General features: G+C 66.8%; 19 protein-coding genes. 9 read left to right on the top strand and 10 right to left on the bottom strand.

Annotation, left to right across the window (positions count from 1 at the left end):
- Positions 1-63: 63 nt before the first annotated feature.
- Positions 64-471 carry a helix-turn-helix domain-containing protein gene (locus OVA11_RS15205; protein ID WP_010920189.1) on the bottom strand — a complete coding sequence of 136 codons (408 nt, stop codon included), beginning with the start codon at positions 469-471 and terminating at the stop codon, positions 64-66.
- A gap of 213 nt (positions 472-684) precedes the next feature.
- On the opposite strand from OVA11_RS15205, the gene OVA11_RS15200 reads away from it, so the two are divergent.
- A complete protein-coding gene (locus OVA11_RS15200) occupies positions 685-1,701 on the top strand; it encodes an NAD(P)/FAD-dependent oxidoreductase (RefSeq protein WP_268068134.1) in 1,017 nt (338 codons plus the stop codon).
- A 29-nt stretch (positions 1,702-1,730) separates the two neighbouring features.
- A complete protein-coding gene (locus tag OVA11_RS15195) occupies positions 1,731-2,894 on the top strand; it encodes an acyl-CoA dehydrogenase family protein (RefSeq protein ID WP_268068133.1) in 1,164 nt (387 codons plus the stop codon).
- An 84-nt stretch (positions 2,895-2,978) separates the two neighbouring features.
- On the opposite strand, the gene OVA11_RS15190 is transcribed toward OVA11_RS15195, so the two are convergent.
- Positions 2,979-3,701, bottom strand: coding sequence for an energy transducer TonB family protein (locus OVA11_RS15190; RefSeq protein ID WP_268068132.1), 723 nt, complete (start codon positions 3,699-3,701; stop codon positions 2,979-2,981).
- 192 nt (positions 3,702-3,893) lie between these two features.
- On the opposite strand from OVA11_RS15190, the gene OVA11_RS15185 reads away from it, so the two are divergent.
- Positions 3,894-4,760, top strand: coding sequence for a lytic transglycosylase domain-containing protein (locus OVA11_RS15185; RefSeq protein WP_012640469.1), 867 nt, complete (start codon positions 3,894-3,896; stop codon positions 4,758-4,760).
- On the opposite strand, the gene OVA11_RS15180 is transcribed toward OVA11_RS15185, so the two are convergent.
- Together OVA11_RS15180 and OVA11_RS15175 are read right to left on the bottom strand one after the other, a co-directional pair.
- A complete protein-coding gene (locus OVA11_RS15180) occupies positions 4,747-5,937 on the bottom strand; it encodes a CaiB/BaiF CoA transferase family protein (protein ID WP_268068131.1) in 1,191 nt (396 codons plus the stop codon). The two genes, OVA11_RS15185 and OVA11_RS15180, sit on opposite strands and share 14 nt — an antisense overlap.
- Positions 5,938-6,082: 145 nt before the next feature.
- Positions 6,083-7,876: an ATP-binding protein gene (locus OVA11_RS15175; RefSeq protein WP_268068130.1), complete on the bottom strand. Its 1,794-nt coding sequence runs from the start codon at positions 7,874-7,876 to the stop codon at positions 6,083-6,085.
- 153 nt (positions 7,877-8,029) lie between these two features.
- Here OVA11_RS15175 and spbR point away from each other — a divergent pair, with 153 nt between their 5' ends.
- Complete coding sequence (gene spbR, locus OVA11_RS15170; protein WP_010920182.1) at positions 8,030-9,163, top strand: pole-localized protein SpbR; 1,134 nt, start codon at positions 8,030-8,032, stop codon at positions 9,161-9,163.
- A gap of 70 nt (positions 9,164-9,233) precedes the next feature.
- Positions 9,234-9,998 carry an NUDIX hydrolase gene (locus tag OVA11_RS15165; RefSeq protein ID WP_010920181.1) on the top strand — a complete coding sequence of 255 codons (765 nt, stop codon included), beginning with the start codon at positions 9,234-9,236 and terminating at the stop codon, positions 9,996-9,998.
- Here the strand turns inward: OVA11_RS15165 and OVA11_RS15160 are convergent.
- From OVA11_RS15160 to OVA11_RS15145, 4 genes are read right to left on the bottom strand one after another with little or no spacing between them, the layout of a single operon-like run.
- On the bottom strand, positions 9,995-10,645 hold the full coding sequence (locus tag OVA11_RS15160) for an ABC-type transport auxiliary lipoprotein family protein (RefSeq protein WP_268068129.1): 651 nt from the start codon (positions 10,643-10,645) through the stop codon (positions 9,995-9,997). The two genes, OVA11_RS15165 and OVA11_RS15160, sit on opposite strands and share 4 nt — an antisense overlap.
- On the bottom strand, positions 10,642-11,580 hold the full coding sequence (locus OVA11_RS15155; RefSeq protein ID WP_268068128.1) for an MlaD family protein: 939 nt from the start codon (positions 11,578-11,580) through the stop codon (positions 10,642-10,644). Before OVA11_RS15155 ends, OVA11_RS15160 begins: the two co-directional genes overlap by 4 nt.
- Positions 11,580-12,416, bottom strand: coding sequence for an ABC transporter ATP-binding protein (locus OVA11_RS15150; protein WP_268068127.1), 837 nt, complete (start codon positions 12,414-12,416; stop codon positions 11,580-11,582). Before OVA11_RS15150 ends, OVA11_RS15155 begins: the two co-directional genes overlap by 1 nt.
- Positions 12,413-13,528 carry an ABC transporter permease gene (locus OVA11_RS15145; RefSeq protein WP_096033710.1) on the bottom strand — a complete coding sequence of 372 codons (1,116 nt, stop codon included), beginning with the start codon at positions 13,526-13,528 and terminating at the stop codon, positions 12,413-12,415. The genes OVA11_RS15150 and OVA11_RS15145 overlap by 4 nt, the downstream gene beginning before the upstream one ends.
- A 214-nt stretch (positions 13,529-13,742) precedes the next feature.
- On the opposite strand from OVA11_RS15145, the gene OVA11_RS15140 reads away from it, so the two are divergent.
- A complete protein-coding gene (locus OVA11_RS15140; protein ID WP_268068126.1) occupies positions 13,743-15,287 on the top strand; it encodes a globin-coupled sensor protein in 1,545 nt (514 codons plus the stop codon).
- Between the two features lie 46 nt (positions 15,288-15,333).
- Here the strand turns inward: OVA11_RS15140 and OVA11_RS15135 are convergent, their stop codons facing one another.
- Positions 15,334-16,386, bottom strand: coding sequence for a LacI family DNA-binding transcriptional regulator (locus OVA11_RS15135; protein ID WP_268068125.1), 1,053 nt, complete (start codon positions 16,384-16,386; stop codon positions 15,334-15,336).
- Positions 16,387-16,553: 167 nt separating this feature from the next.
- On the opposite strand from OVA11_RS15135, the gene OVA11_RS15130 reads away from it, so the two are divergent.
- The 3 genes from OVA11_RS15130 (at position 16,554) to OVA11_RS15120 (ending at position 19,700) form a co-directional block, all read left to right on the top strand.
- Positions 16,554-17,810, top strand: a complete 1,257-nt coding sequence (locus OVA11_RS15130; RefSeq protein ID WP_010920174.1) for an MFS transporter — start codon at positions 16,554-16,556, stop codon at positions 17,808-17,810.
- A 26-nt stretch (positions 17,811-17,836) separates the two neighbouring features.
- On the top strand, positions 17,837-18,643 hold the full coding sequence (locus OVA11_RS15125) for a TrmH family RNA methyltransferase (RefSeq protein ID WP_268068124.1): 807 nt from the start codon (positions 17,837-17,839) through the stop codon (positions 18,641-18,643).
- A gap of 70 nt (positions 18,644-18,713) precedes the next feature.
- Positions 18,714-19,700, top strand: a complete 987-nt coding sequence (locus OVA11_RS15120; protein WP_268068123.1) for an alpha/beta hydrolase — start codon at positions 18,714-18,716, stop codon at positions 19,698-19,700.
- Here the strand turns inward: OVA11_RS15120 and OVA11_RS15115 are convergent.
- Positions 19,697-20,416 (bottom strand): helix-turn-helix transcriptional regulator, encoded by a 720-nt coding sequence (locus OVA11_RS15115; protein ID WP_268068122.1) that lies wholly within the window; start codon positions 20,414-20,416, stop codon positions 19,697-19,699. The genes OVA11_RS15120 and OVA11_RS15115 overlap by 4 nt on opposite strands.
- Between the last annotated feature and the right edge of the window lie 76 nt (positions 20,417-20,492).

Raw genomic sequence — 20,492 nt, 5'->3', positions numbered from 1 at the left:
CCCCGCTGTTCGCGGGGTCTGTCGTTCCGTCTTGCACGGTCCAAGAACGGGGCTGACCGGCCCTCAGGGGGCGTCGTCGTCCACCATGGCGCGGACGAGATCCACCACGCGGCGACGCAGACGCCGGTCGGCGAGACGCGGGAAGAGGCTGGCTAGCTCGAGGCCCTCGGGCGTCGACACGAACTCGGTCATACGCTGAGCAAACCCGTCATCGACGCCGCCGTCGGTATCCTCGAGTCCTTCAAAGAAGTACGACACTGGCGCCTGAAGCAGTTTTGCCGCGTCATAGAGCTTGCTGGCGCTGATGCGGTTCGCGCCCCGCTCGTACTTCTGAATCTGCTGAAAGGTGATGCCAAGGGCGTCTGCAACCTGGGTCTGGCTAAGACCCATCATCTTGCGACGAATTCTCAGCCGGGCCCCAACGTAGAGATCAACGGGATGGGCTTGTTCGGCTGCGGGTCGATCGTTCATCCGCGTTTATTTCCTTCGATACCGGTAAACGGCTGTCCGTAAGTCTTAACGGATATAGACCGAGCTTGGCTGCGTCGTCACGCGCGAGGATGCACGGAACGGGTCTTCGCGCTGAAGTGTCGCGCTGTATGGTTTATCTTTATGGTTGATCCCCAGGCCTTACGCGTTGTTTCGGGCTTGACGTCAGGGGTCTCTAAAGGTGTGTGGCGCGCCATGAAACTTCGATCAGGCGCGCGCATCGCCGTGGCGGGAGCCGGGGCCTTGGGATCCGCTGTGGCCCTGCGGTTGGCGCAACGGGGTTTCAGGGTGACGGTCTTCGACCCATCGCCAGGCGACGCGAACGCGTCCGGTGTCGCCGCGGGCATGCTGGCGCCGGTCAGTGAAGCCCTGTTCGACCCCGCTTCGCGCAGCCACCTCGACATCATGAAGCGCGCGCGGGACCTTTGGCCCGACTTCGCGCGTGCGCTTGGCCTTGGGCTGGAGCGGGATGGCGTGCGGATCGAGGGCTCCGACGCCTGGCGAAGCGAGGTCGCCTCGCGCCTTGGGGCCCTGGGCGAGCCTGCGGGCGCCTTCATCGCAGAGGACTGGCGCATCGACGCGCGAGCGGGGCTGATGGCGCTGCGAGGGGCCGCCAGCGAAGCCGGCGCCGTATTCCGAGCGCTTGCGGTGCGCGGCTTCGAGGCTGGCGTGCTTGAGCTGGCGGATGGCGGGGACGAGCCTTTCGACACCCTGATCCTGGCCACGGGGCCGGGACTTCGACAGGGGGAGATCGCTCCGGAAACCCGGATGCTCTCGCCCATCAAGGGGCAAATCCTGCGCTTGGCGGCGCGCGACGATGACGGCGCGCCGGTGGTTCGCGGTGAGGGCGTCTACCTTGCGCCTGGGGCCGTCCTGGCGGTCGGAGCGACGATGGAGCACGGTCGCGACGACTTGACCCCCGACCTTGAGGCGACCCTTGGCCTTCGACGAGCGGCGGCCGCGTTGCGTCCAGACCTCGATCTGGAAAGCGCAAAGGTCGAGGTCGGGGTTCGTGTGACCACGCCAGATGGCCTCCCCCTTGTGGGGTGGAGCCGGACGCCGGGGGTGATGCTCGCTGTGGGCGCTCGCCGGAATGGCTGGTTGTTCGCGCCGCTTGTGGCTGACATGGTCGCGGCTTATCTGACAGGTGATAACCTGGGCCCGGACGCTGCCGCCATGGATGCGCGGCGCTTCGAGAAGCCCGAGACCTAAGCAACAAGAACACGCAGGGGAGTAGGCCAATGTCCGGATTCTGGTTGACCGAGGAGCAAGAGGCCATCCGCGAAGGCGTGGCCAAGGTTTGCGCCGCGTTTGACGACGAGTACTGGCGTCGAACTGACGAAACCGGCGAGTTCCCCGAGGCGTTCGTCGCCGCCATCGCTGAAGGCGGCTGGCTGGGCGTGGCCATGCCGGAAAGCGTGGGCGGCGCGGGTCTTGGCCTGACCGAGGCGGCGGTGATGATGCAGACGGTCGCTCAGTCCGGCGCCGGCTTTTCGGGCGCGTCGGCGATTCACCTGAACATCTTCGGTCCCATGCCGCTGGTGAAGTTCGGCTCCGACGAGCAGCGCAACCGCCTTCTGCCTCGGATCATCTCGGGCGAGGACAAGATGTGCTTCGCTGTCACCGAGCCGAACTCGGGCCTGGATACCTCGAGCCTTGAGACCCGGGCCGAGAAGGTGGAGGGCGGCTACCGCCTGAACGGCCGCAAGATCTGGACGACCGGCGCCCAGCGCGCCAACAAGATCCTGATCATCGCGCGCACGACGCCCAAGGATCAGTGCGCCAAGCCGCACCAGGGCCTGTCACTGTTCTATACTGATCGCGAGAATATCGAGGCCAAGCCGATCCCTAAGATGGGGCGCAAGGCCGTCGAGTGTAACATGCTCTTTATCGAGGACCTGTTCGTCCCGGCTCAGGACCTCGTGGGCGAGGAGGGCAAGGGCTTCCAGTACCTGTTGCACGGGCTCAACCCCGAGCGGGTGCTGTTCGCCGTCGAAGCCATCGGTCTTGGCCGCGCGGCGCTGGCCAAGGCCACGACCTACGCCAACGAACGGATCGTCTTCGGCCGTCCGATCGGTCAGAACCAGGGCGTGGCCCATCCGCTGGCCAAGTCGTGGGCCGAGCTGGAGGCCGCCAACCTGTTGGCCTTCAAGGCCGCGTCGCTCTACGACCAGGGCAAGGAGTGCGGCGCCGAAGCCAACGCCGCCAAGTATCTGGGCGCCGAGGCCGGGTTCCACGCCTGCGAGGCGTCGGTGCTGGCGCACGGCGGCATGGGCTACGCCAAGGAATACGACGTCGAGCGCTACTTCCGCGAAGCGATGATCGCCCGCATCGCGCCGGTCAGCCGCGAAATGATCCTGAACTTCATCGCCGAGCGCGTTCTGGGCCTGCCCAAGAGCTACTGACACGGAGATGGCCGGGCCGCGGGAAGGCTTGCGGCCCGGCCTCCGCTTCAACGCCGGAGGTCGGGCGTCTGCGTCAAGGGGCTGTCAGGCGCCCGCGTTGAAGCGGATGGGGATGCGAACCGTCGCGCCATCGACCGGTTCGCCGTTTTCGGTCTGTGGCTTCATCCTGAAAAACCGCGAGATCTTCAGCGCGGCGACGCCGAAGCCCTCGTCAGCAGGCGTCTCTGCGGCGACCACGCAGTCCCGCACCGTGCCGTTCAGCGCGACCGTGCAGCTTAGGGTCGCCTGCCCCGACAGTCCGCGGCGCTGGGCGCTTTCGGGATAGTAGCGAGCCATCTCATCGGCCGAGGGAATTCGCTGCCAGTTGGCGCGCGTGATCACCTTGGGCGGCGGTTGGGGCGGCGATGGCGGCGTCGTCGCGGTGGGCGCCAGGGTGGTGACCGGGCCGGTTGTGGCGGGCCCCGCCGCAATGATCCGGGGATCGGCGAAGAGCGGCGGCGGGGTCTCAAGCGGCGTCGGCGCGGGAATGTGCAGTTTCGGTGCGGCGGCCGCTGGGGGAGGCTTCTCCGTGGGCGGCGGCGGGGGCGGCGGCTTCGGCGTGAGAGGCACGGTTTCGACGATGAAGCCGGTGTCCGGCGACATGAGCGGCAGGGGCTGGGTCCACTTCTGATAGGCGAGATATCCGATCAGCGCGACATGCAGCGCACCGGAAATCCCCAGCCCGATCAGCAGCACCTTGGCGGGTTTGGGCGGCGGGTTGTCCAGTCCGGGGATGCCGGAGCCATTGGGATTCAGGGCCAGGGCCATATCTACCTCCCACAGAAAATTACGACTGTAGGATCAGGTCAGCATGGGGTGTGGTGATTGTAAATTGACAATCGTAATCCGGGCTTCGATTTTTCTTACGCCTGTAAGACATGGAGCGGCGTGCGCTCTGGTCGCACCCCTCGAAGAACGTGGTTAATCGTGGATTAACCATGATCGGCGACTCCTGAGCACATGCCCGCCGTCAACTCCCTCCGCAATGTCGTCGAGTCGGCGATCCAGCGCGCGTCGAACGCGACGGGGGTCGACTTCACGTTCCTGATGGGCACCGCGAAACGCGAGAGCGGATTCAATCCCGGCGCCAAGGCCAGGACGTCATCGGCGTCCGGCCTCTTCCAGTTCGTCGACCAGACCTGGCTGGCGACCCTCAAGAAGCACGGCTCCAAGTACGGTTACGCGCGCTATGCCGACCTGATCAGCCAGGGCGCCGACGGCCGCTATCGGGTCGAGGGCGACGAGGCGCGGAAGGCGGTGCTGGGGCTGAAGATGGATCCGCACGCGGCCTCATTGATGGCGGGAGAGCTGGCGTCGGATCACGCCTCCTACCTGCGTGGTCGGGTCGGGCGCACGCCCACGGCAGGAGAGCTCTACGCCGCGCATTTTCTGGGGCCGCAGGGCTCGGCGCGCCTGATCCAGGCCGTCTCGGTCTCGCCCGGCGCCAACGCTGCGGCGATGTTCCCGGAGGCCGCCCAAGCCAATCGCTCGATCTTCTATCGTGATGGCCGTCCCACGACCGTCGGCGAGCTTTATGCCAACCTGACCAAGACGGGCGGCGCCTCGCGTGTTGCTGATCCCGCTCCGGGGCGTGGCGCGTCTGACGATCAGGGGTTCATCCAGTACGCCACCGGACGCCGTCTGGAACGGATCCGGCAGCAGGAAGCTGTGGTGGACCTGATCCTGCGTGGCTCTCAGGACGTCAATAGCCCCTTCGGCGACAGCGGCGGCGGCATGGGCGCAGGGCAACGCATCGCCAGTTCTATGTTCTCGGCCGAGATGCTGCGTGTGCTCGCCGAGGCCAATGACAAGGTCAAGCAGCGCTGACCCTGGTCAGGGCCGCCACCTGATCTTCTGACCATCCCAGTTCCCGGAACACCGCCGCCGTATCCGCGCCGAGCTTTGGCGCAGGACCGCGCGGACCGTCTGGCGCGCCAGGGAAACGGGCCGGCGCCGCCGGCGCCTTGAAGGTCCCGCCCGCGCCGTCCGGCGTGTCGACGAAGCAGCCGGCCGCCTCGGCCTGGGCGTCCAGCGCCAGTTCGCGCGGCGTCTGATAGGGCGCCCAGGTGATGTCTCCCGCGTCGAGCGCAGCGGCGGCGGCGTCATAGGTCATCGACCCGAAGGCCTCGTCGAAGATATCGACCAGCGCCTGGCCATGTTCGCGCCGAGCCTTGGCTGTGGCGAAGCGCGGATCGTCGACCAGTTCATGTCGTCCGGCGGCGGCGGCGATCTGCGGCCAGTCGACCGAGCCCTGACGCGGCAGCAAGCAGATCCAGCGGCCGTCGGAGGTCTTGTAGAAATTGGCCAAGGGCTGCACGGCTTCGCGACGGCCGCGCGTGGAAGCCAGTTTCCCGAACCGGAGCTGGATCGCCATGTCCGAACCGATCGCATAGACGCCGGTGCGCAGCAGCGAGGTCTCCACCAGTCGGCCGACGCCGGTCCGGGTGCGCTCGTGAACCGCCGCCAGGATGGCTGACACGGTCGCCAGAGAGGTCACATGGTCGCCCATGCCCGTCCGGATCGGAAAGGGTTCGGTTCCTTTGGGCGCGGTGATCGCACCGACGCCCGCGCGCGACCAGAAGGCGGCGACGTCCATCCCCGGCTTGTCGGCATCCGGACCGGTCAGGCCATAGCCCGAAAGGCTGCAGTAGATCAGGCGCGGATTGACGGCCTTGAGCGCTTCATAGTCTAGGCTGGCCCGAGCCAGGGCCGCCGACCGCACATTGGTCAGGAAGATATCGGCGGTGGCCACCAAGGCCTTCAGCGCCTCGCGCCCCAGATCGCTGCGGATATCCAGCACAACGGCCCGCTTGCCGCGATTGTCGAGTTCGAAGACGGGATTGGCGTCCTGATCCGAGCCGATGGTGTCGAAGAACCGCCGCATCGGGTCGCCTTCGGGCGACTCGACCTTGATGACGTCGGCGCCCCAATCGGCCATCACGCCGGCGGCGCCGGGGGCGGCGATGTAGGTCGCCAGTTCGACGACGCGCAGGCCTTCCAGCATCGCTCCCTCCCACTTGTTCTCGTTGCCTACGAGGATGGGCGAGGGGGCTTGCCGAGGGAAGGCTTACTCTGCGGAAAGGGCTCTGTTTCAAAAGTTTAGGGCGTTCTTCGATCCGATCACCGTTTCACACGGATCGGAGAACGCTCTAGGCGGCGACCTTGGCGGGATCGGTCCGCTCCAGGGCGGCTGCATCGGCCAGGGCACGCGCCACACCGGCCACGCTGACAGGTTTGCGCAGCACGATCTCGGCGCCGGCTTCCAGGAACTCGGCCGCCTCTTCGGCGTCGCCATCGATGACCGCGACGATCGGGGTTTGTCGGTTCGGGCCATCGCCCTGCCGCAGAGCGGATGCGGCTTCCGGGCCGTCCATCACGGGCATGCGGTGATCCAGCATCAGGAGGTCGAACTCGGCGATCTTGGCCAGGTCCGCCGCCCGTCGGCCGTTGGCGGCATGCACCACCTGGTGGCCGAGTTGCTCCAGCACCGCACGGAGCATGGCGGCGTTGAGCGCGTCGTCCTCGGCGATCAGAACCCGAAGGGTGCGGGGCGCCCCAGGGGTCTCCGCTACGGCGGTGTCGTGCGTTTCTTCCTGTTCGTCCTTCGCGACAAGATCGAAGGGCAGGGTGAGGGTGAAGCAGCTACCGACGCCCACTGCGCTGCTTGCCTCCAGCGCGCCGCCCATCAGCCGCGCCAGCTGACGCGACAGCGACAGGCCAAGGCCCGCCCCGTTCACCCCCGCACCGGTGCGCTCGACGCGCCGGAAGGGTTCGAACGCCTGCTCCAGCTCTTCAGTGGAGAGGCCCGGTCCTGTGTCTGCGACCTCGATGGCGATCCGGTCGTCGCGGAGTTCCAGCCGCACTTCGACCCGGCCGCGAACCGTATACTTGACCGCATTGCCCAGCAGGTTCGAGACGATCTGGCGGGTGCGTAGCGCGTCTGCGATCGCAGCGCCCTTGGCGCGCTCTCGGAGAAGCGGGTCGACGTGGACCGACAGCTCCAGACCCTTGGCCGCCGCATGCGGCTTGTCCAGCAGGGCCAGATCCTGAACCAATCGAACCGGATCGAAGGGACGGGCGTCGACCTGAAGCCGGCCGGACTCGGCGGTCTCGGAATCGAGGGTGGCGTTCAGGACGGCGATCAGGTCTTGGGCTGCGTCGAGGGCGGCGTTCAGCTGTTCGCGCGAAGGCGCGGCGCGGCCGCCTCGACCGGCGGCCGCGGCCAGCACGTGCGTGACGCCGGTCAGGCCGTTGCGAATTTCATGGCTCAGCGTCGCGACGATGTCGGACTTCGAGCGCGCGGTTCGTTCGGCCTCCTCCAGCACCCGCAGACGCTCCACCACGAGCTGCTCGTGGGAGATCGCCAGGTCGTGCTGCCGGCGGAACATGCGGTTGAGGATCAGCGCCAGCGTCATCGCTAGGGCGGTGGCGCCAAAGGTCAGTTCGCCGGCGTGGCGACTGTCGGCGCTTGAGAACTGCGCCAGCAGCGGGCCAGCGGCGGCCAGCGGCGCAATGATCAGCAGGCCCGGCAGATAGGGCGCGGCGAAGAAGGCGCAGAGCACGGCTCCGGCGGTCGCCAGCAAAAGCAGTGTCTCGCGGGCGGGGCCGGCGTTATGGGCGAAGGCCGAGATCTGCATCACCGCCAGCGCCCACAGGACGCCGCAAAGCACCTGAACACGGGCTCGTCGGGCCAGATCTTGCGACGGTTCGTCGCGCATCCAGCTCACCGCTGCGTAGAAGACGCCCCAGTTGATCGCAAAGATGGCGAAGCTGGCGGTCATCCACAGGGGATTGCCGGCGAACGAACCGACCCAGACGAACAGGGGCAGGCTGACGGCGAAAACACCGAGCGCGTAAGGCAACAGCGCGGCCTGGGCGTCCAGGGCTTTGAGCACTTGGGCGCCGTCCGTCGGTGTCACTGCTGGGCGGCGCTCGGCGAACAAGGTCGCGCTCCTCTCGGTTGAGGGAGGAGATTAGTCGAGCGTGGTTTGCGCCCCGTTACGGCTTATCGTTAATCCACAGCTTCCTGGCTCAAACAATCATTAAGCCTAACCGTCGAGGATGCGACTCTACGCATAGCTCCCAGCGGGCGAACCATGGCCACCACACGCGCAGCACTCACCGACGCCGACATTCGCATGCTTGTGAAGGGCGCGACGCCCGACGAACGCGCCCTTGCGGCGCACAAGCTTTGTCGGAGCATCGATCGCTCGGTCCTCTCGGAGGAGGAGCGAGAGGTCGCGCACGACATTCTTCGCGTGATGGCCGCCGACGCCGCCGAACTGGTGCGTCGGGCCATGGCGGTAACGCTCAAGAACTCGCTGGCCCTGCCGCCGGATGTGGCCAACAGGCTCGCCCGCGATGTCGAAAGCGTCAGTCTTCCGATCATCAGTTTCTCGCCCGTTTTCACCGACACTGACCTCGCCGAAATCGTCAAGGTCGGCGGGCCTGTGCGCCAGATGGCGGTCGCCAAACGCCCCAAGCTGTCGAGCAAGATCACGACCCTGCTGGTCGAACAGGGCACGGAGGACGTGGTCGCAACGGTCTGCGCTAACGACAATGCGCGCTTCTCGGAAGTCTCGCTGCAAAAGGCGCTCGACCGCTTCGCCAAGTCCGAGCAGGTGCTGCAGGCTGTGGCCTATCGGTCGGCCTTGCCGCTGGCGGTCACCGAACGCCTGATCGACATGGTCGGCGAGCAGCTGCGCGACCATATCCTGACCAGCCACGCGTTGTCGCCCGAACGCACCATGGAGCTGATCCTCGGCGCCACCGAGCGCGCGACGATCGACCTCGTCGATCAGGCGGGCCGCGCGGCGGACCCCAAGGCGTTCGTCGCTCACCTCAACAAGATGGGGCGTCTGTCGCCTTCCTTGATCCTCCGCGCCCTCGCGCATGGGCACATGAGCTTCTTCGAGTGGGCCGTCGCTGAGTTGGCGGGTGTCCCGCACCACCGTACGTGGTTGATGATCCACGACGCTGGCCCCTTGGGTCTCAAGGCGATCTGCGAGCGGGCGGGTCTGCCCTCGCGTCTCTACTCGGCCTTCCGGGCTGGTGTGGATGCGTTCCACGGGCTGGAGTTCGACGGCGGCGCGCATGATCGCGAGCGCTTCCAGGAGCACATGATCCAGCGCTTCCTGACCTCGTCCCATATCGCGTCGCGCGAGGACAGCGAGTATCTGCTGGAGCGGATGGATCGCAGCGCCAGCAAGCGCCGCGCGCAGTCGGCCTGAGTCTCCGGAACCTAACACTTGTTCGAAAGGGGTCTGGGCAAGCGTCGTCGCGGGCGCCAGACTTCTCGACATGGCTGAGTCATCCCTGAGCGCGATCCGCCCCGCTGCGACCATACTGCTACTTCGAGATGTGCCGACGTTCGAAGTCCTGATGGTCAAGCGGCACCACCAGATAGATTTCGCGGCGGGCGCCCTGGTCTTTCCCGGCGGCAAGAGCCATCAGGGCGATAGCGACCCGCGCTGGCGTGATCTGGCGATCGGCTTCGACGTCACTGACCAGGACGGCGCGGCCTTGCGCATCGCCGCGCTTCGCGAGGCCTATGAAGAAGCCGGAATCCTGCTCGCTCGCGACCGTGACGGAGCTTTCTATGCGGGGGAGGCGGCCAAGGACATTCGCGCCGCTGTCGCCGAGGACAAGGTCGCCTTCATTGATGTCATCGAGGATCTCGGGCTGAAGCTCGACCTTGCGGCGCTGACGGTTTTCGCGCGCTGGATCACGCCCAAGCTGATGCCCAAGCGTTTCGACACATGGTTCTACGTCGCTCATGCGCCGCTGGCCCAGCAGGCGATCTGCGACGGCCACGAGGCCGTGGACGCCGAGTGGATCGCGCCGGCCAGGGCTCTGGAGTTGGCGGCCTCGGGCGAGCGGAAGGTTATCTTTCCCACGCGCATGAACCTGCAACTGCTCGCCGAAAGCCAGGATCCTTCGGACGCCGTCTCTCGCTCGACCAGCCGCCCTTTGGTGACGGTCGAGCCCTGGGTGGACGGGGCTGTCCTGCGCATCCCCGAAGACGCCGGGTACGGCGCCGTGACCGAGCCTCTGGACGCCCTCTAGTTCTGGATCGCCGGCCCGGCGGCGTTGACCCAGGTCACGACCTCGCCCAGCACCTGGGCGAGGGCCTGGTCATAGGCGGGAACGATCGCCGAGACGCGGTTGTCGTCGGCCTTGATGCGGGCCTCGAAGACCTGATCGCTCACCAGCGTCCGGTCCTGGTTGCGGTTGAGTACGCCGCGTACGCGCACGACCACCTCTGGCGCGCTCTTGGGGCCATTGACGTACTGGGCCTCGAAGGTTTGGACCTCCAGGCGCAGCACGAGGTCCGCCTTGGCGATCTCGCCCCGGCCAATCAGGCGCGCGCGCCCCTGATCGGTCTGGAAGGCGCTCGCCACCGCTTCTTCGAACAGGACGAAGGCCGGCGAGACCCAGCGTGCGTCGGCGATATAGGCGACCTCGCCGCGGGTGCTGGTCAGCAGGCGATCACCCGCCGAGGCGCGGGTGAACGTGGTCGGCGCCTTCAGGACGCTGAATACTGCGCCCTTGGGGCCCTTGGGGACGCTGACGTCCGCCTGGCCGAAACGGTAAAGGGTCGCCGGCTCGCTTTCCGGGAAGACGCTGATACAGGCCGAAAGGCTCAAGGCGAGAGCGGTCGCGGCGACGACCTTGGCGACACGGCGCGGCGCTTTGCGGTTCATCGGGCTCACGGCTTGACCTCCACTTCCTTGGCGGGCGCCTTGCCGACAACGCCACGGGGGTTCTGTTCGACCTCGCCGACCAAGCGGTCCAGCGACTCGGCGGCCGACTGCAGCGTGACGATGGCGGACGACAGCTGCGGCAGGCCGGTGGTGGCGAAGTCGCTGGCGGGGCCTTCCAGTTTCGTGATCATGCCGCGCGCGTCCTTGGCGGCGGCCTTCAGTTCGGCGGCCGCGTCGCCCAGTTCGGTAAGGGTGCGCTTGGCGTCACTCTCAACCAGGGTGTTGGCGCTATTGGACAGTTCGGTGATCGACTGGGCCGTCTGGTCGATGCTCTGCAGCGCCTTCTGGGCGTCCGCCAGGATCTCCTTGCGGTCGCGCATTTCCTGCGTGACGGCCTGGACGTTGGTCAAGGTCGCGCCGAAGCTCTTGATGTTGCGATCGGACAGCACGCGATTGACGCGGTCGAGCGCCTCGATGGTTCGGGTCAGCACCGTGCCGCCGCCTTCGAGCAGATCGGAAAGGGCGCTGCGCTGGGTGCGGATGACGGGCACCTTGCCGGTCTTGACGGTGTCCTTCAGCAGCTCCTTGTTCGGCGCGCCGGCGGTGATCTGCACATAGTTCACGCCGGTGATGCCCTGCGGCTCCAGCGTCGCGTAGCTGTCGACCTTGATCGGCACGTCAGACGTCACCCGCACGCGCGCGATCACGCGGTTCGTGTCGGTCTTGTCGAGCTCGATCCGGGTGACCTCCCCGACCTTGATGCCGTTGAAATGCACCTCACCGCCCTGGGACAGGCCGCGCACCGGACCGACGAACAGGATGTCGTACACGTCATAGTCGCGGTTGAAGCTCAGCTTGGCCAGCCAGACCGCGAAAATCACCAGGCCCATGAAGAGCGCCAGCGATATGGCTCCGACCAGGGCGTAGTTGGCGTTTCTTTCCATCAGTCGTCGGTCCTCGACTTGGCGTGTTCCTTGGCGGCCGCGGCGGCGCGCCCTCGGGGGCCTAGGAAGTACTGTTTGATCCAGGGATGGTCTGAACGCTCGAGTTCACCAACCGGCGCCACGGTCACCACCTTCTTGTCGGCCAGCACCGCCACCCGGTCGGTGATCGTGTAGAGGCTGTCCAGGTCATGGGTGATCATGAAGACGGTCAATTCGAGGCTGTCGGAGAGGTCCTTGATCAAGGCGTCAAAAGCTTGGGCCCCGATGGGATCAAGGCCGGCGGTGGGCTCGTCCAGGAACAGCAGTTCCGGGTCCATGGCCAGCGCGCGCGCCAGGCCCGCGCGTTTTCTCATGCCGCCGGACAGTTCGGCGGGCTTGAGGGTCGCGGCTCTGGCGGGCAGACCCACCATGGCGATCTTCAAGTCGGCGATCGCCTCGACCTCGCTGCGCGGCAATCGCGTGTGCTCATAGAGCGGCGCGGCCACGTTCTCGCGCACCGTCAGGTTCGAGAACAGCGCGCCTTGCTGAAACAGGACGCCCCAGCGCCGCTCGACCGACGACCACCGCCGGCGCGAGGCGATACGCATGTCGCCGCCGAACAGCCGCACATGCCCGTCATCGGGGATCTTCAGACCGATGATGCTGTTGAGCAGAACCGACTTGCCCGAGCCCGAACCGCCCACGACGCCCAGAATCTCGCCCCGCTCGACCTTCAGATCGAGGCCGTCGTGCACGACGTTGTCGCCAAACCGCGACACCAGGCCCCGGACCTCGATCGGATATCTTTCAGCGTCGGGGGTTTCGGCGCCCGGCGCGTCGAACGCGGGGGCGGTCATATGTCCAACTCCATGTAGATCAGGGCGAAGACCGCATCGATCAGGATGATGGCGAAGATGGCGTGCACCACCGCCGCCGTCACGCGACGACCCAGGGATTCGATGTCCTTGCCGACCTCCATGCCCTGGCGGCAGCCGATCGCGGCGATCACCATGGCCATCACCGGAGCCTTGGACAGGCCGATCCAGAAATGGGTGGCGCCGACATAATCCACGATCCGCTGCAGGAAGAACGTTGGGGACAGGTCCAGCACGCTCCAGACGACGAGAATGCCACCGGCCAGGCCGGCGATCGTCGCCACGAAGGTCAGCAGCGGGATGGTCAGCAGCAGCGCGGCGAAGCGGGGCAGCACCAGCGCCTCATAGGGATCCACGCCCATGACCTGCATGGCGTCGATTTCCTGGTTCATCTTCATCGAGCCGATTTCGGCCGCGAAGCTGGAGGCCGACCGGCCGGCCAGCAGAATGGCGGTGATCAGGATGTTGAACTCCCGCATCACCGAGATGCCGATCAACTCGACCGCGTAAACCTGCGCGCCGAAGTCTGTCAGCATGTTGGCGCCCAGCAACGCCACCACCGCGCCAATGAAGAAGGTTGTGGTCGCGATGATCGGCATGGCGTCCAGCCCCGCACGCTCGCAAAGCGCTACGATGGGCGCCCAGCGAATTCTGTGCGGAGAGACGATGCTGCGGCCGAGCGCCACCAGGAGGTGGCCCAGAAAAACCAGGGTGCCATAGCCGTCCGCGAATAGCCCGAAGACCCCGCGCCCGATCCGCTCAAGCAGGGCGTAGAACCCGGTTGGCCGGGCGGCGCGTTGAGGTTCGACCTGGATGGCCGCGCCCACCAGTTCCAGCAGGCGCAAGACCTGCTTGCGAGCGATGATCCTGTCTGACTTCAGTCGATCCCCCGCCGCCCGCAGGATCGCATAGGCGCCGGCGGTGTCGCAGCGGTTGACGCCGGTAAGGTCAAAGCGCAGATCGCGACGGTCTTCGAGCGCCTCGGCGAGGCGAGGCCCGGCGTCAAACAGGCCCCGCGCCGTCCAGTCCCCGGCGAGTACGGCGACCAGGCCTCCGTCCTGTTCGGTAAGGGTGAAGTCCGCCGGAAGCGCCATGAAGTCCTTGGGGTCTGGTCCCGGTTATATCCAAGCCCACGCAAGGGCCTGACAAGCCCAAAACGCGCCAAAGCGCAGCTTGGTTCTCACTATGGCGAAGATTGGGAGACGGTGCGGCCACGGGGCGCATCGCGCCAAACTTCAATCTTGGTTAACAGATTCCGTTCACCAACATGGTCAACCAATTCTTACCAGCGAGTCGGAGTTCCCTGGCATGAGCGCCAACGCCAAGCTTGATCAGCGCATGGCCTTCATGCGTTTTGACGAGCGGTCTCGCGCCCATCTGCGAGCGATCAAGCCCGTCATTGACGCCGAGATCGGGGCCGCGCTGGGCAAGTTCTACAGCCAGGTGCGGTTGTTCCCCGACACGCGCGTGAAGTTCCGCGATGACGGCCACATGGCCGGCGCCGAACGCGCCCAGGCGGCGCACTGGCGCCGCATCGCTGAGGCCGGCTACGGCGAAGGCTACGTCCGCGACGTCGAGCGCATCGGCCGCTCCCATGCCGACGCCGACATTGCGCCGCAATGGTACATCGGCGGCTACGCGCTCGTGGTCGAGGAAGTGATGCGAGCCCTCGTGTCTAAGCGGGCCAAGGGGCTGTTCAACAGCGCCAAGTCGGACGCCGAACTGGCCGACGGGCTGTCGGCGCTGATCAAGGCCGCGTTCCTCGACATGGATCTGGCGGTCTCCACCTACATCGATGTCCTGCTGGAGGAGCGCGAAGCCCTTGAGCGTGAACGCGAGGAAGCCGAGCATCGCCAGGCTGCGGCGGTCAAGGCTGTGGGGGAGGCGCTAGCGCGCCTGGCCGCAGGCGATCTTTCGGCGCGGGTCGAGGGCGATCTGTCGCCGGAGTTTTATGGCCTGAAGGCTGACTTTGAGCAGGCCACCTCCGCCCTGACCGAAGCCATGAGCGCCGTTGAGCGCGCCGCTGGCGGTATCCGCGCCGGGGCGGACGGTATCGCCCATAGCGCCGAGGATTTGTCGCAGCGCACCGAGCAGCAAGCCGCAACGCTTGAGCAGACCGCAGCGGCGGTGGAGGAGCTGACCAGCGCGGTGGGCAAGACCGCCCGCGGCGCGCGCGAAGTCTCCTCACGGGTCAGCGAGGCCTCCGCAGAGGTCGAACGTTCCGGCGATATCGTCACGCGCGCCGCCGAGGCCATGACGAAGATCGAAGCTCAGTCGCAGCAGGTGAACCAGATCCTGGGTATGATCGACGAAATCGCCTTCCAGACCAACCTTCTGGCCCTCAATGCGGGCGTCGAGGCGGCGCGCGCTGGCGACTCGGGCAAGGGCTTTGCGGTGGTCGCTCAGGAAGTGCGGGCCCTGGCCCAGCGTTCGGCGCAAGCCGCCAGCGATATCAAGTCTCTGATCACCCAGAGCAGCCGTCAGGTCAGCGAGGGCGTGGACCTGGTCGGCCAGACGGGCGAAGCGCTTCGTGGCATCCACGAGAAGGTCGGCGGCATCGACGAACTGGTGAACGCCATCGCGGCGTCCGCCAGCGAACAGGCCACCGCCCTGGGGCAGGTAAACGCCGCCGTGACCCAGCTCGACCAGGTGACCCAGCGCAACGCCGCCATGGTCTCGCAATCGACCGACGCCACCCACGCGCTCCGTGTCGAGGCGGCCGATCTGTCGAACCGCGTCGGGGCTTTCCGCCTGGGGGCTCGGTCACAGCCGACCCACCAGGAACAGCCCGCCGAGAATCCCGTGCACGCCGCCCGCGCGCGCGTCGCCGCCTTCGCCCGTCCCGGGCGCTGATCAGCAAGGTCACTCGGCGTTCGACTGAGGCGTGGCGGCTGTCGCCTCAGCGAGGCGGCGGGGCCGTCGAGGCGCGGTGGATCAGCGTGAAGGGCAGCAGTTCGTCCACGGGGCGCTCTGTGGAGGCGCCACCCCGCGAGCGTCCGATCAGCAGCTTCGCCGCGACCGAAGACATCTCGGCGACGGGCTGGCGCACGGTGGTGAGCTGAGGTCGGCTGAACCGGGAGCTGGGACTGTCGTCGAAGCCGGCGACTGACACATCGCCTGGCGTCATCAGGCCCGCGTCCGCGATCGCGGCGATGGCGCCCAGCGCCATATCGTCATTGCTGGCGAAGATGGCGGTGGGGCGCTCTGGCAGCGCCAGCAGCGCCTTCGCCTGTTCCAGGCCGGACTGGAACGTGAAGTCGCCTTGCCTGACCCAGAATTCGGGAACGGAAAGGCCCTTCGCGCGCATCGCCTCCAGATAGCCGTCGCGCCGCGCCTGGCTGGCGCCATAGCGCGGCTCGCCGACGATGAAGCCGATGCGTTTATGGCCCAGGCCGATCAGGTGATCGGTCATCTCGCGGGCGGCGGCGACGTCATCCATGTGGACGCGCGGACCCAGACCCTCCGCCCGTTCCGGGCCGACGCGGACATAGGGCGTGCCCGCCCGGTCGAGGAGCTCAAGCACCACGGCGTTGTCGGAGGAGGGCGGGGTGAGGATCACGCCGTCTGGCTTCAGGGCGGCCAGCAACGCGGCGACCTCCTGACGGACCTGAGGCCCTTCGTGGTCGATCAGTTCGATCAACAGGTGATAGCCCGCGTCACGACAGACCAGGGTGGCGCCCAGCTGGATACGGCTGAGATAGTCGGCGCCGCGTTCGCTCTGCCAGTGGTCGATCGTCAGCGCGGCGTCGACAAAGACGGCGATGACAAAGGATCGGGACCCGGCAAGGCTGCGCGCCGAGAGGTTGGGGCTGTATCCCAGCTCGCCGGCGGCGGCGAGCACGCGTTCACGCATGACGGGCCGGACGTTCGGCTCGTTGTTCATCACGCGCGAAACAGTCTTGATCGAGACGCCCGCCTTCGCGGCGACGTCGTAGATCGTCACCGAACTCATTCGTTGGCCCCGACTTCCTTGAGACTCATGCCCATCGCAGACAGCCTAGTGCGTCTAGGCGGAGGAAGGAAACTCCTCGATTGAAAGCGCTGCCAGCCCTTGTGTCGCAGCGTTTGGCTCGCCAGTGTGGGGGGGAGACGCGACGATAGATCGCGCGGGGAGGTGAGATGCGGCCTGATGATGTGGCGCGGCCCAAGGAGCCGGTGCGCGCGAATTTCATCGCCGCGTACACCCTCGCGCAGATCGCGGCCTTCGTATCCTTCCAGCCATTGCTACAGGTTCTTCTGCCCCTGAAGGCCGAAGCCATCGATCCGGCCGGCAAGGCGATCGTTCTGGCGCAGGTGGCGTTCTACGGGGCGATTGCGGCGAGCATCGCCAACCTGCTGGCCGGGGCGATCAGCGACCGCACCACCTCGCGCTTCGGGCGGCGTCGTCCTTGGATGGTGGTGGGCGCCCTGGCGGCCTCCCTGGCCTATCTGGCGATCATGCACGCCAAGACGCCGGCTGCGCTGATCGGCGGCGTCATTCTGTTCCAGCTGGCGTTCAACCTCTGTTTCTCGGCGCTGATGGCGGTGATGCCCGACCGCGTTCCGGACACACAGAAGGGTATGGTCGCGGCCTTTCTGAGCCTGGGAAACCCCATCGGCACCGCGATCGGCGCGGTGGTGGTCGGCGGGCTGCTCGTCACCGAAAGTTATCGGTACGCGGCGATCTCCGCAGCGTTGCTGCTGGGGTTGGCCCCCTTCGTGATCCGGCTTCGCGATCCGCCGCTGCCCAAGAGCGCCGTACCGCCGTTCAACCTTCGGGCCTTTGTGGCGGGTCTCTGGGTCAGTCCTCGAAAGCACCCGGACTTCGCCTTCGCCTGGCTGGGGCGCTTTCTGGTGCTGGTCGCCTTCAGTCTGGTGCAGAGTTACATGCTCTACTTCCTGAAGGACGAGGTTGACTATCCGCATCTGTTCCCCGGCCGCCGGGCCGAGGAGGGGCTGGCGATCCTGGCGGCGGTGTCCACCGTCTTCAACGTGATCTGCGCCATGCTGGGCGGGGTGCTGTCCGACCGCCTGCGTCGCCGCAAGCTCTTCGCGTTTGGGGCCGCCCTCACAGTCGCGCTGTCGCTGATCGTGTTTTCGATGTCCCCCGGCTGGCCGCTTCTTGTGGTCGCGTTCATCGTTTATGGTTGCGGTGTCGGATGTTTTTCGGCAGTCGACATCGCCCTGGTGACCCAGGTGCTGCCGTCGCAACGCGACGCGGGCAAGGATCTTGGCGTCATCAACCTCGCCAACACGCTGCCGCAGGCCTTGGCGCCGGCGCTGGCGGTGTGGAGCCTCGGACCCACGCACGGCGACTTCAAGATGTTCTTCCTGGTGGCCAGCGCCCTCGCGCTGGCTGGCGGACTGGCGATCCTGCCGATACGAGGGGTGCGCTGACTTTCGCCGCGCCTCAAGAGTTCGCCTTGCCTCGGTTTCACCTCGTCTCGGATCCGGATGATCCGGTTGTCGCGCCCTTTCGGGCGATCAAGGAGCGCGATCTCGTCGGCCGCGAGGGCTTGTTCATCGCCGAGGGCGAGACGGTGCTGCGGGCCTTCACGCGGGACGCGCCCCAGAGGGTGGTGTCGCTGCTGATCGATCCCAAGCGGCGCGAAAAGCTGGCGGATCTCTTCGCGGACCTGCCCGAGTCCACCCCCATCTATCTGGCGGAGCAGGGGGTCCTGGACGCGATCGCCGGCTTCCACCTGCACCGGGGAATCCTGGCGGTGGGCCGCAAGCCGCCGGCGGTCGCCGCCCGCGACCTTCTGGCGAGCCTGCCGGCGCGGGCGGTGGTGCTGGTCCTTTGCGGCATCGCCAACCACGACAACATGGGCGGAATCTATCGCAACGCCGCCGCGTTTGGGGCGGATGCGGTCGTCCTCGACGCCGATTGCTGTGATCCGCTCTACCGAAAGGCTATCCGGGTCTCGGTGGGCGCGGTGTTGTCCGTTCCGACGGCCCGGCTTTCGCGGGACGACTCGATCGCGGATCTGCTGGACGTCACCGGCTTCGAGGGGCTGGCGTTGAGCCCCTCGGCGGACGAGAGCCTCGCCACGCTGAAACCTGCGGCCCGAACCGCTGTGCTGCTGGGGACCGAAGGACCTGGTCTTTCGCCGGACGTCATGGCGCGCGCGCGTCGGATCGGCATTCCGATGGCCAACGGCTTCGACTCGCTGAACGTGGCCACCACCAGCGGGATCGTTTTGCATCACCTGCGATTCCTTGGGGGTTAGGAAACCGGTTTCCCAAGGCGCCGCGTCGGCCCTAGAGTCGCGCCAAGACAGCGGACAGGTCGAGGATTTCATGATGAATCGGCGCGGCGCCTTGAGCGCCTTTGTTTCGGGCGTCCTCGGACTCTGGTCGGCGGGCGAAGCGAGGGCAGAAAAGATGGCGAAACCGGAGATCTCGCCGCCGGATCCGACCGAGACCATGCTGCTATGGCCGAACGGCGCACCGGGCGGCGACGGCGTCGACGTCGAGGAGAAGATCCTCGAGCGCGGCGATCCGAAGGGCTTGCGAGATAGGGCCCAGGTTCACACCCGGGTTCCGAAACTGGCGGTGTTCAGACCCAAGACTCCGAACGGCGCGGCTGTGATGCTGATCCCGGGGGGGGGCTATGAGCGCGTCGTTCTGGACAAGGAAGGCTATGAGACGGCGCGGTGGCTCTCCGCGCGCGGCTACACCTGTTTCGTTCTGTTTTATCGCCTGCCCGGCGACGGCTGGGCTGCGGGAGGGGATACGCCGCTGCAGGACGCCCAGCGCGCTGTCCGCCTGATCCGCGCCCAGGCCACGGCCATGGCGTTTTCGGCCGACCGCGTGGCCGTGATGGGCTTCTCGGCGGGCGGGCATCTGGCCGCCAACCTCACGACCCGGTTCGACGTTGCAACCTACACGCCGTTTGACGCGGCGGACGGGCTGCCGGCCAAGCCCAATCTGTCGGCGCTGATCTACCCCGTGATCACGCTTGATCCCGCGTTCGCGCACGGCGGGTCCCGCAAGCAACTGCTAGCCCAGCAGGACACCCCCGAGCGGATGGCCGAATTGTCCCTGGAAAAGCAAGTGCGTGAGGGGCTGCCTCCCGTGTTCCAGCTTCATGCCGCGGACGACAAGGCCGTGCCGGTTGAGAACTCTCTCCTGATGTTCTCCGCGCTGAAGGCCAAGGGCGTGCCCACGGAGATGCACATTTTCGAAGAGGGCGGCCACGGATTTGGCCTCCGGTTCGTCTCGGGCAAGCCTGTGGCGGCCTGGCCGGGCCTGTTCGAGGCTTTCGCCAAGCGTCACGGGCTCTAGCACTCAGCCCCTTCGCGCGCCTCCCAGGCGGCGATCTCGGCGTCACGGAAGCGCAGCCATTCGGCCCGCAGCACGGCGGGGCGCTTGCCGTGACGCTCGTCCATGAACTCCGCGCCGACGACACGATCGGTGCGGAAGGTGCGAAACGCGCCCCGAAGTTCGCACCAGGCGATGATCATCCGGATCGTCTCGCGATAACCGACCGTGACCGGCCAGATCACGCGCTCGCTGATCGCGCCCGCTTCGTCGCTGTAGTTCAGGCGGATCTTGCGGCCGGCGTGGATCCACGCGCGGACCTGGGCGACATCAATCTTGTCCGTCTGCGGCTTCCACGCCGGCGCGGCGGCGGCGGCCGGTTCCAGCACGTAGGGACGCAAGCGGTCAGGCACGGCGGCGGCGATCTTGCTGATCAGATCCCGGGCGGCCTTGGCCAGAACCGGATCGCCTCGGCCGGCCACCCACTGCGCCCCCAGCACCGCCGCCTCGATCTCGTCGGGCGTCAGCATCAGCGGGGGCATGTCGAATCCCGCATCGAGCACATAGCCGACCCCGGCCTCGCCGCGAATGGGCGCGCGCTGACCCACCAGGGCGGCGATGTCGCGATAGACGCTGCGCTTGGAGGTCTCCAACTCGGCGGCGATGGCGTCGGCGGTGACCGGCGCGCGGCTGCGGCGCAGGATCTGGATGATCTGGAAAAGGCGTTCGGCGCGTCTCATGGCTTCACTATCCAGGATCGTTGCTGACAGCATGCTGGCAGGAGGCTGGCGGTAGCAAGTCGTCATCGCGACATTC

The organism is Caulobacter sp. SL161 (assembly GCF_026672375.1).
GTDB lineage: Bacteria > Pseudomonadota > Alphaproteobacteria > Caulobacterales > Caulobacteraceae > Caulobacter.
This window is presented reverse-complemented; position numbering and strand designations above follow the sequence as displayed.

Coding starts and splice junctions, on each gene's coding strand:
- OVA11_RS15165 (WP_010920181.1), top strand. CDS start 9,234: ATGGCTGAGTCATCCCTGAGCGCGATCCGCCCCGCTGCGACCATACTG.
- OVA11_RS15185 (WP_012640469.1), top strand. CDS start 3,894: ATGCCCGCCGTCAACTCCCTCCGCAATGTCGTCGAGTCGGCGATCCAG.
- OVA11_RS15195 (WP_268068133.1), top strand. CDS start 1,731: ATGTCCGGATTCTGGTTGACCGAGGAGCAAGAGGCCATCCGCGAAGGC.
- OVA11_RS15205 (WP_010920189.1), bottom strand. CDS start 471: ATGAACGATCGACCCGCAGCCGAACAAGCCCATCCCGTTGATCTCTAC.
- spbR (WP_010920182.1), top strand. CDS start 8,030: ATGGCCACCACACGCGCAGCACTCACCGACGCCGACATTCGCATGCTT.
- OVA11_RS15130 (WP_010920174.1), top strand. CDS start 16,554: ATGCGGCCTGATGATGTGGCGCGGCCCAAGGAGCCGGTGCGCGCGAAT.
- OVA11_RS15190 (WP_268068132.1), bottom strand. CDS start 3,701: ATGGCCCTGGCCCTGAATCCCAATGGCTCCGGCATCCCCGGACTGGAC.
- OVA11_RS15120 (WP_268068123.1), top strand. CDS start 18,714: ATGATGAATCGGCGCGGCGCCTTGAGCGCCTTTGTTTCGGGCGTCCTC.
- OVA11_RS15155 (WP_268068128.1), bottom strand. CDS start 11,580: ATGGAAAGAAACGCCAACTACGCCCTGGTCGGAGCCATATCGCTGGCG.
- OVA11_RS15145 (WP_096033710.1), bottom strand. CDS start 13,528: ATGGCGCTTCCGGCGGACTTCACCCTTACCGAACAGGACGGAGGCCTG.
- OVA11_RS15180 (WP_268068131.1), bottom strand. CDS start 5,937: ATGCTGGAAGGCCTGCGCGTCGTCGAACTGGCGACCTACATCGCCGCC.
- OVA11_RS15140 (WP_268068126.1), top strand. CDS start 13,743: ATGAGCGCCAACGCCAAGCTTGATCAGCGCATGGCCTTCATGCGTTTT.
- OVA11_RS15135 (WP_268068125.1), bottom strand. CDS start 16,386: ATGAGTTCGGTGACGATCTACGACGTCGCCGCGAAGGCGGGCGTCTCG.
- OVA11_RS15150 (WP_268068127.1), bottom strand. CDS start 12,416: ATGACCGCCCCCGCGTTCGACGCGCCGGGCGCCGAAACCCCCGACGCT.
- OVA11_RS15115 (WP_268068122.1), bottom strand. CDS start 20,416: ATGAGACGCGCCGAACGCCTTTTCCAGATCATCCAGATCCTGCGCCGC.
- OVA11_RS15200 (WP_268068134.1), top strand. CDS start 685: ATGAAACTTCGATCAGGCGCGCGCATCGCCGTGGCGGGAGCCGGGGCC.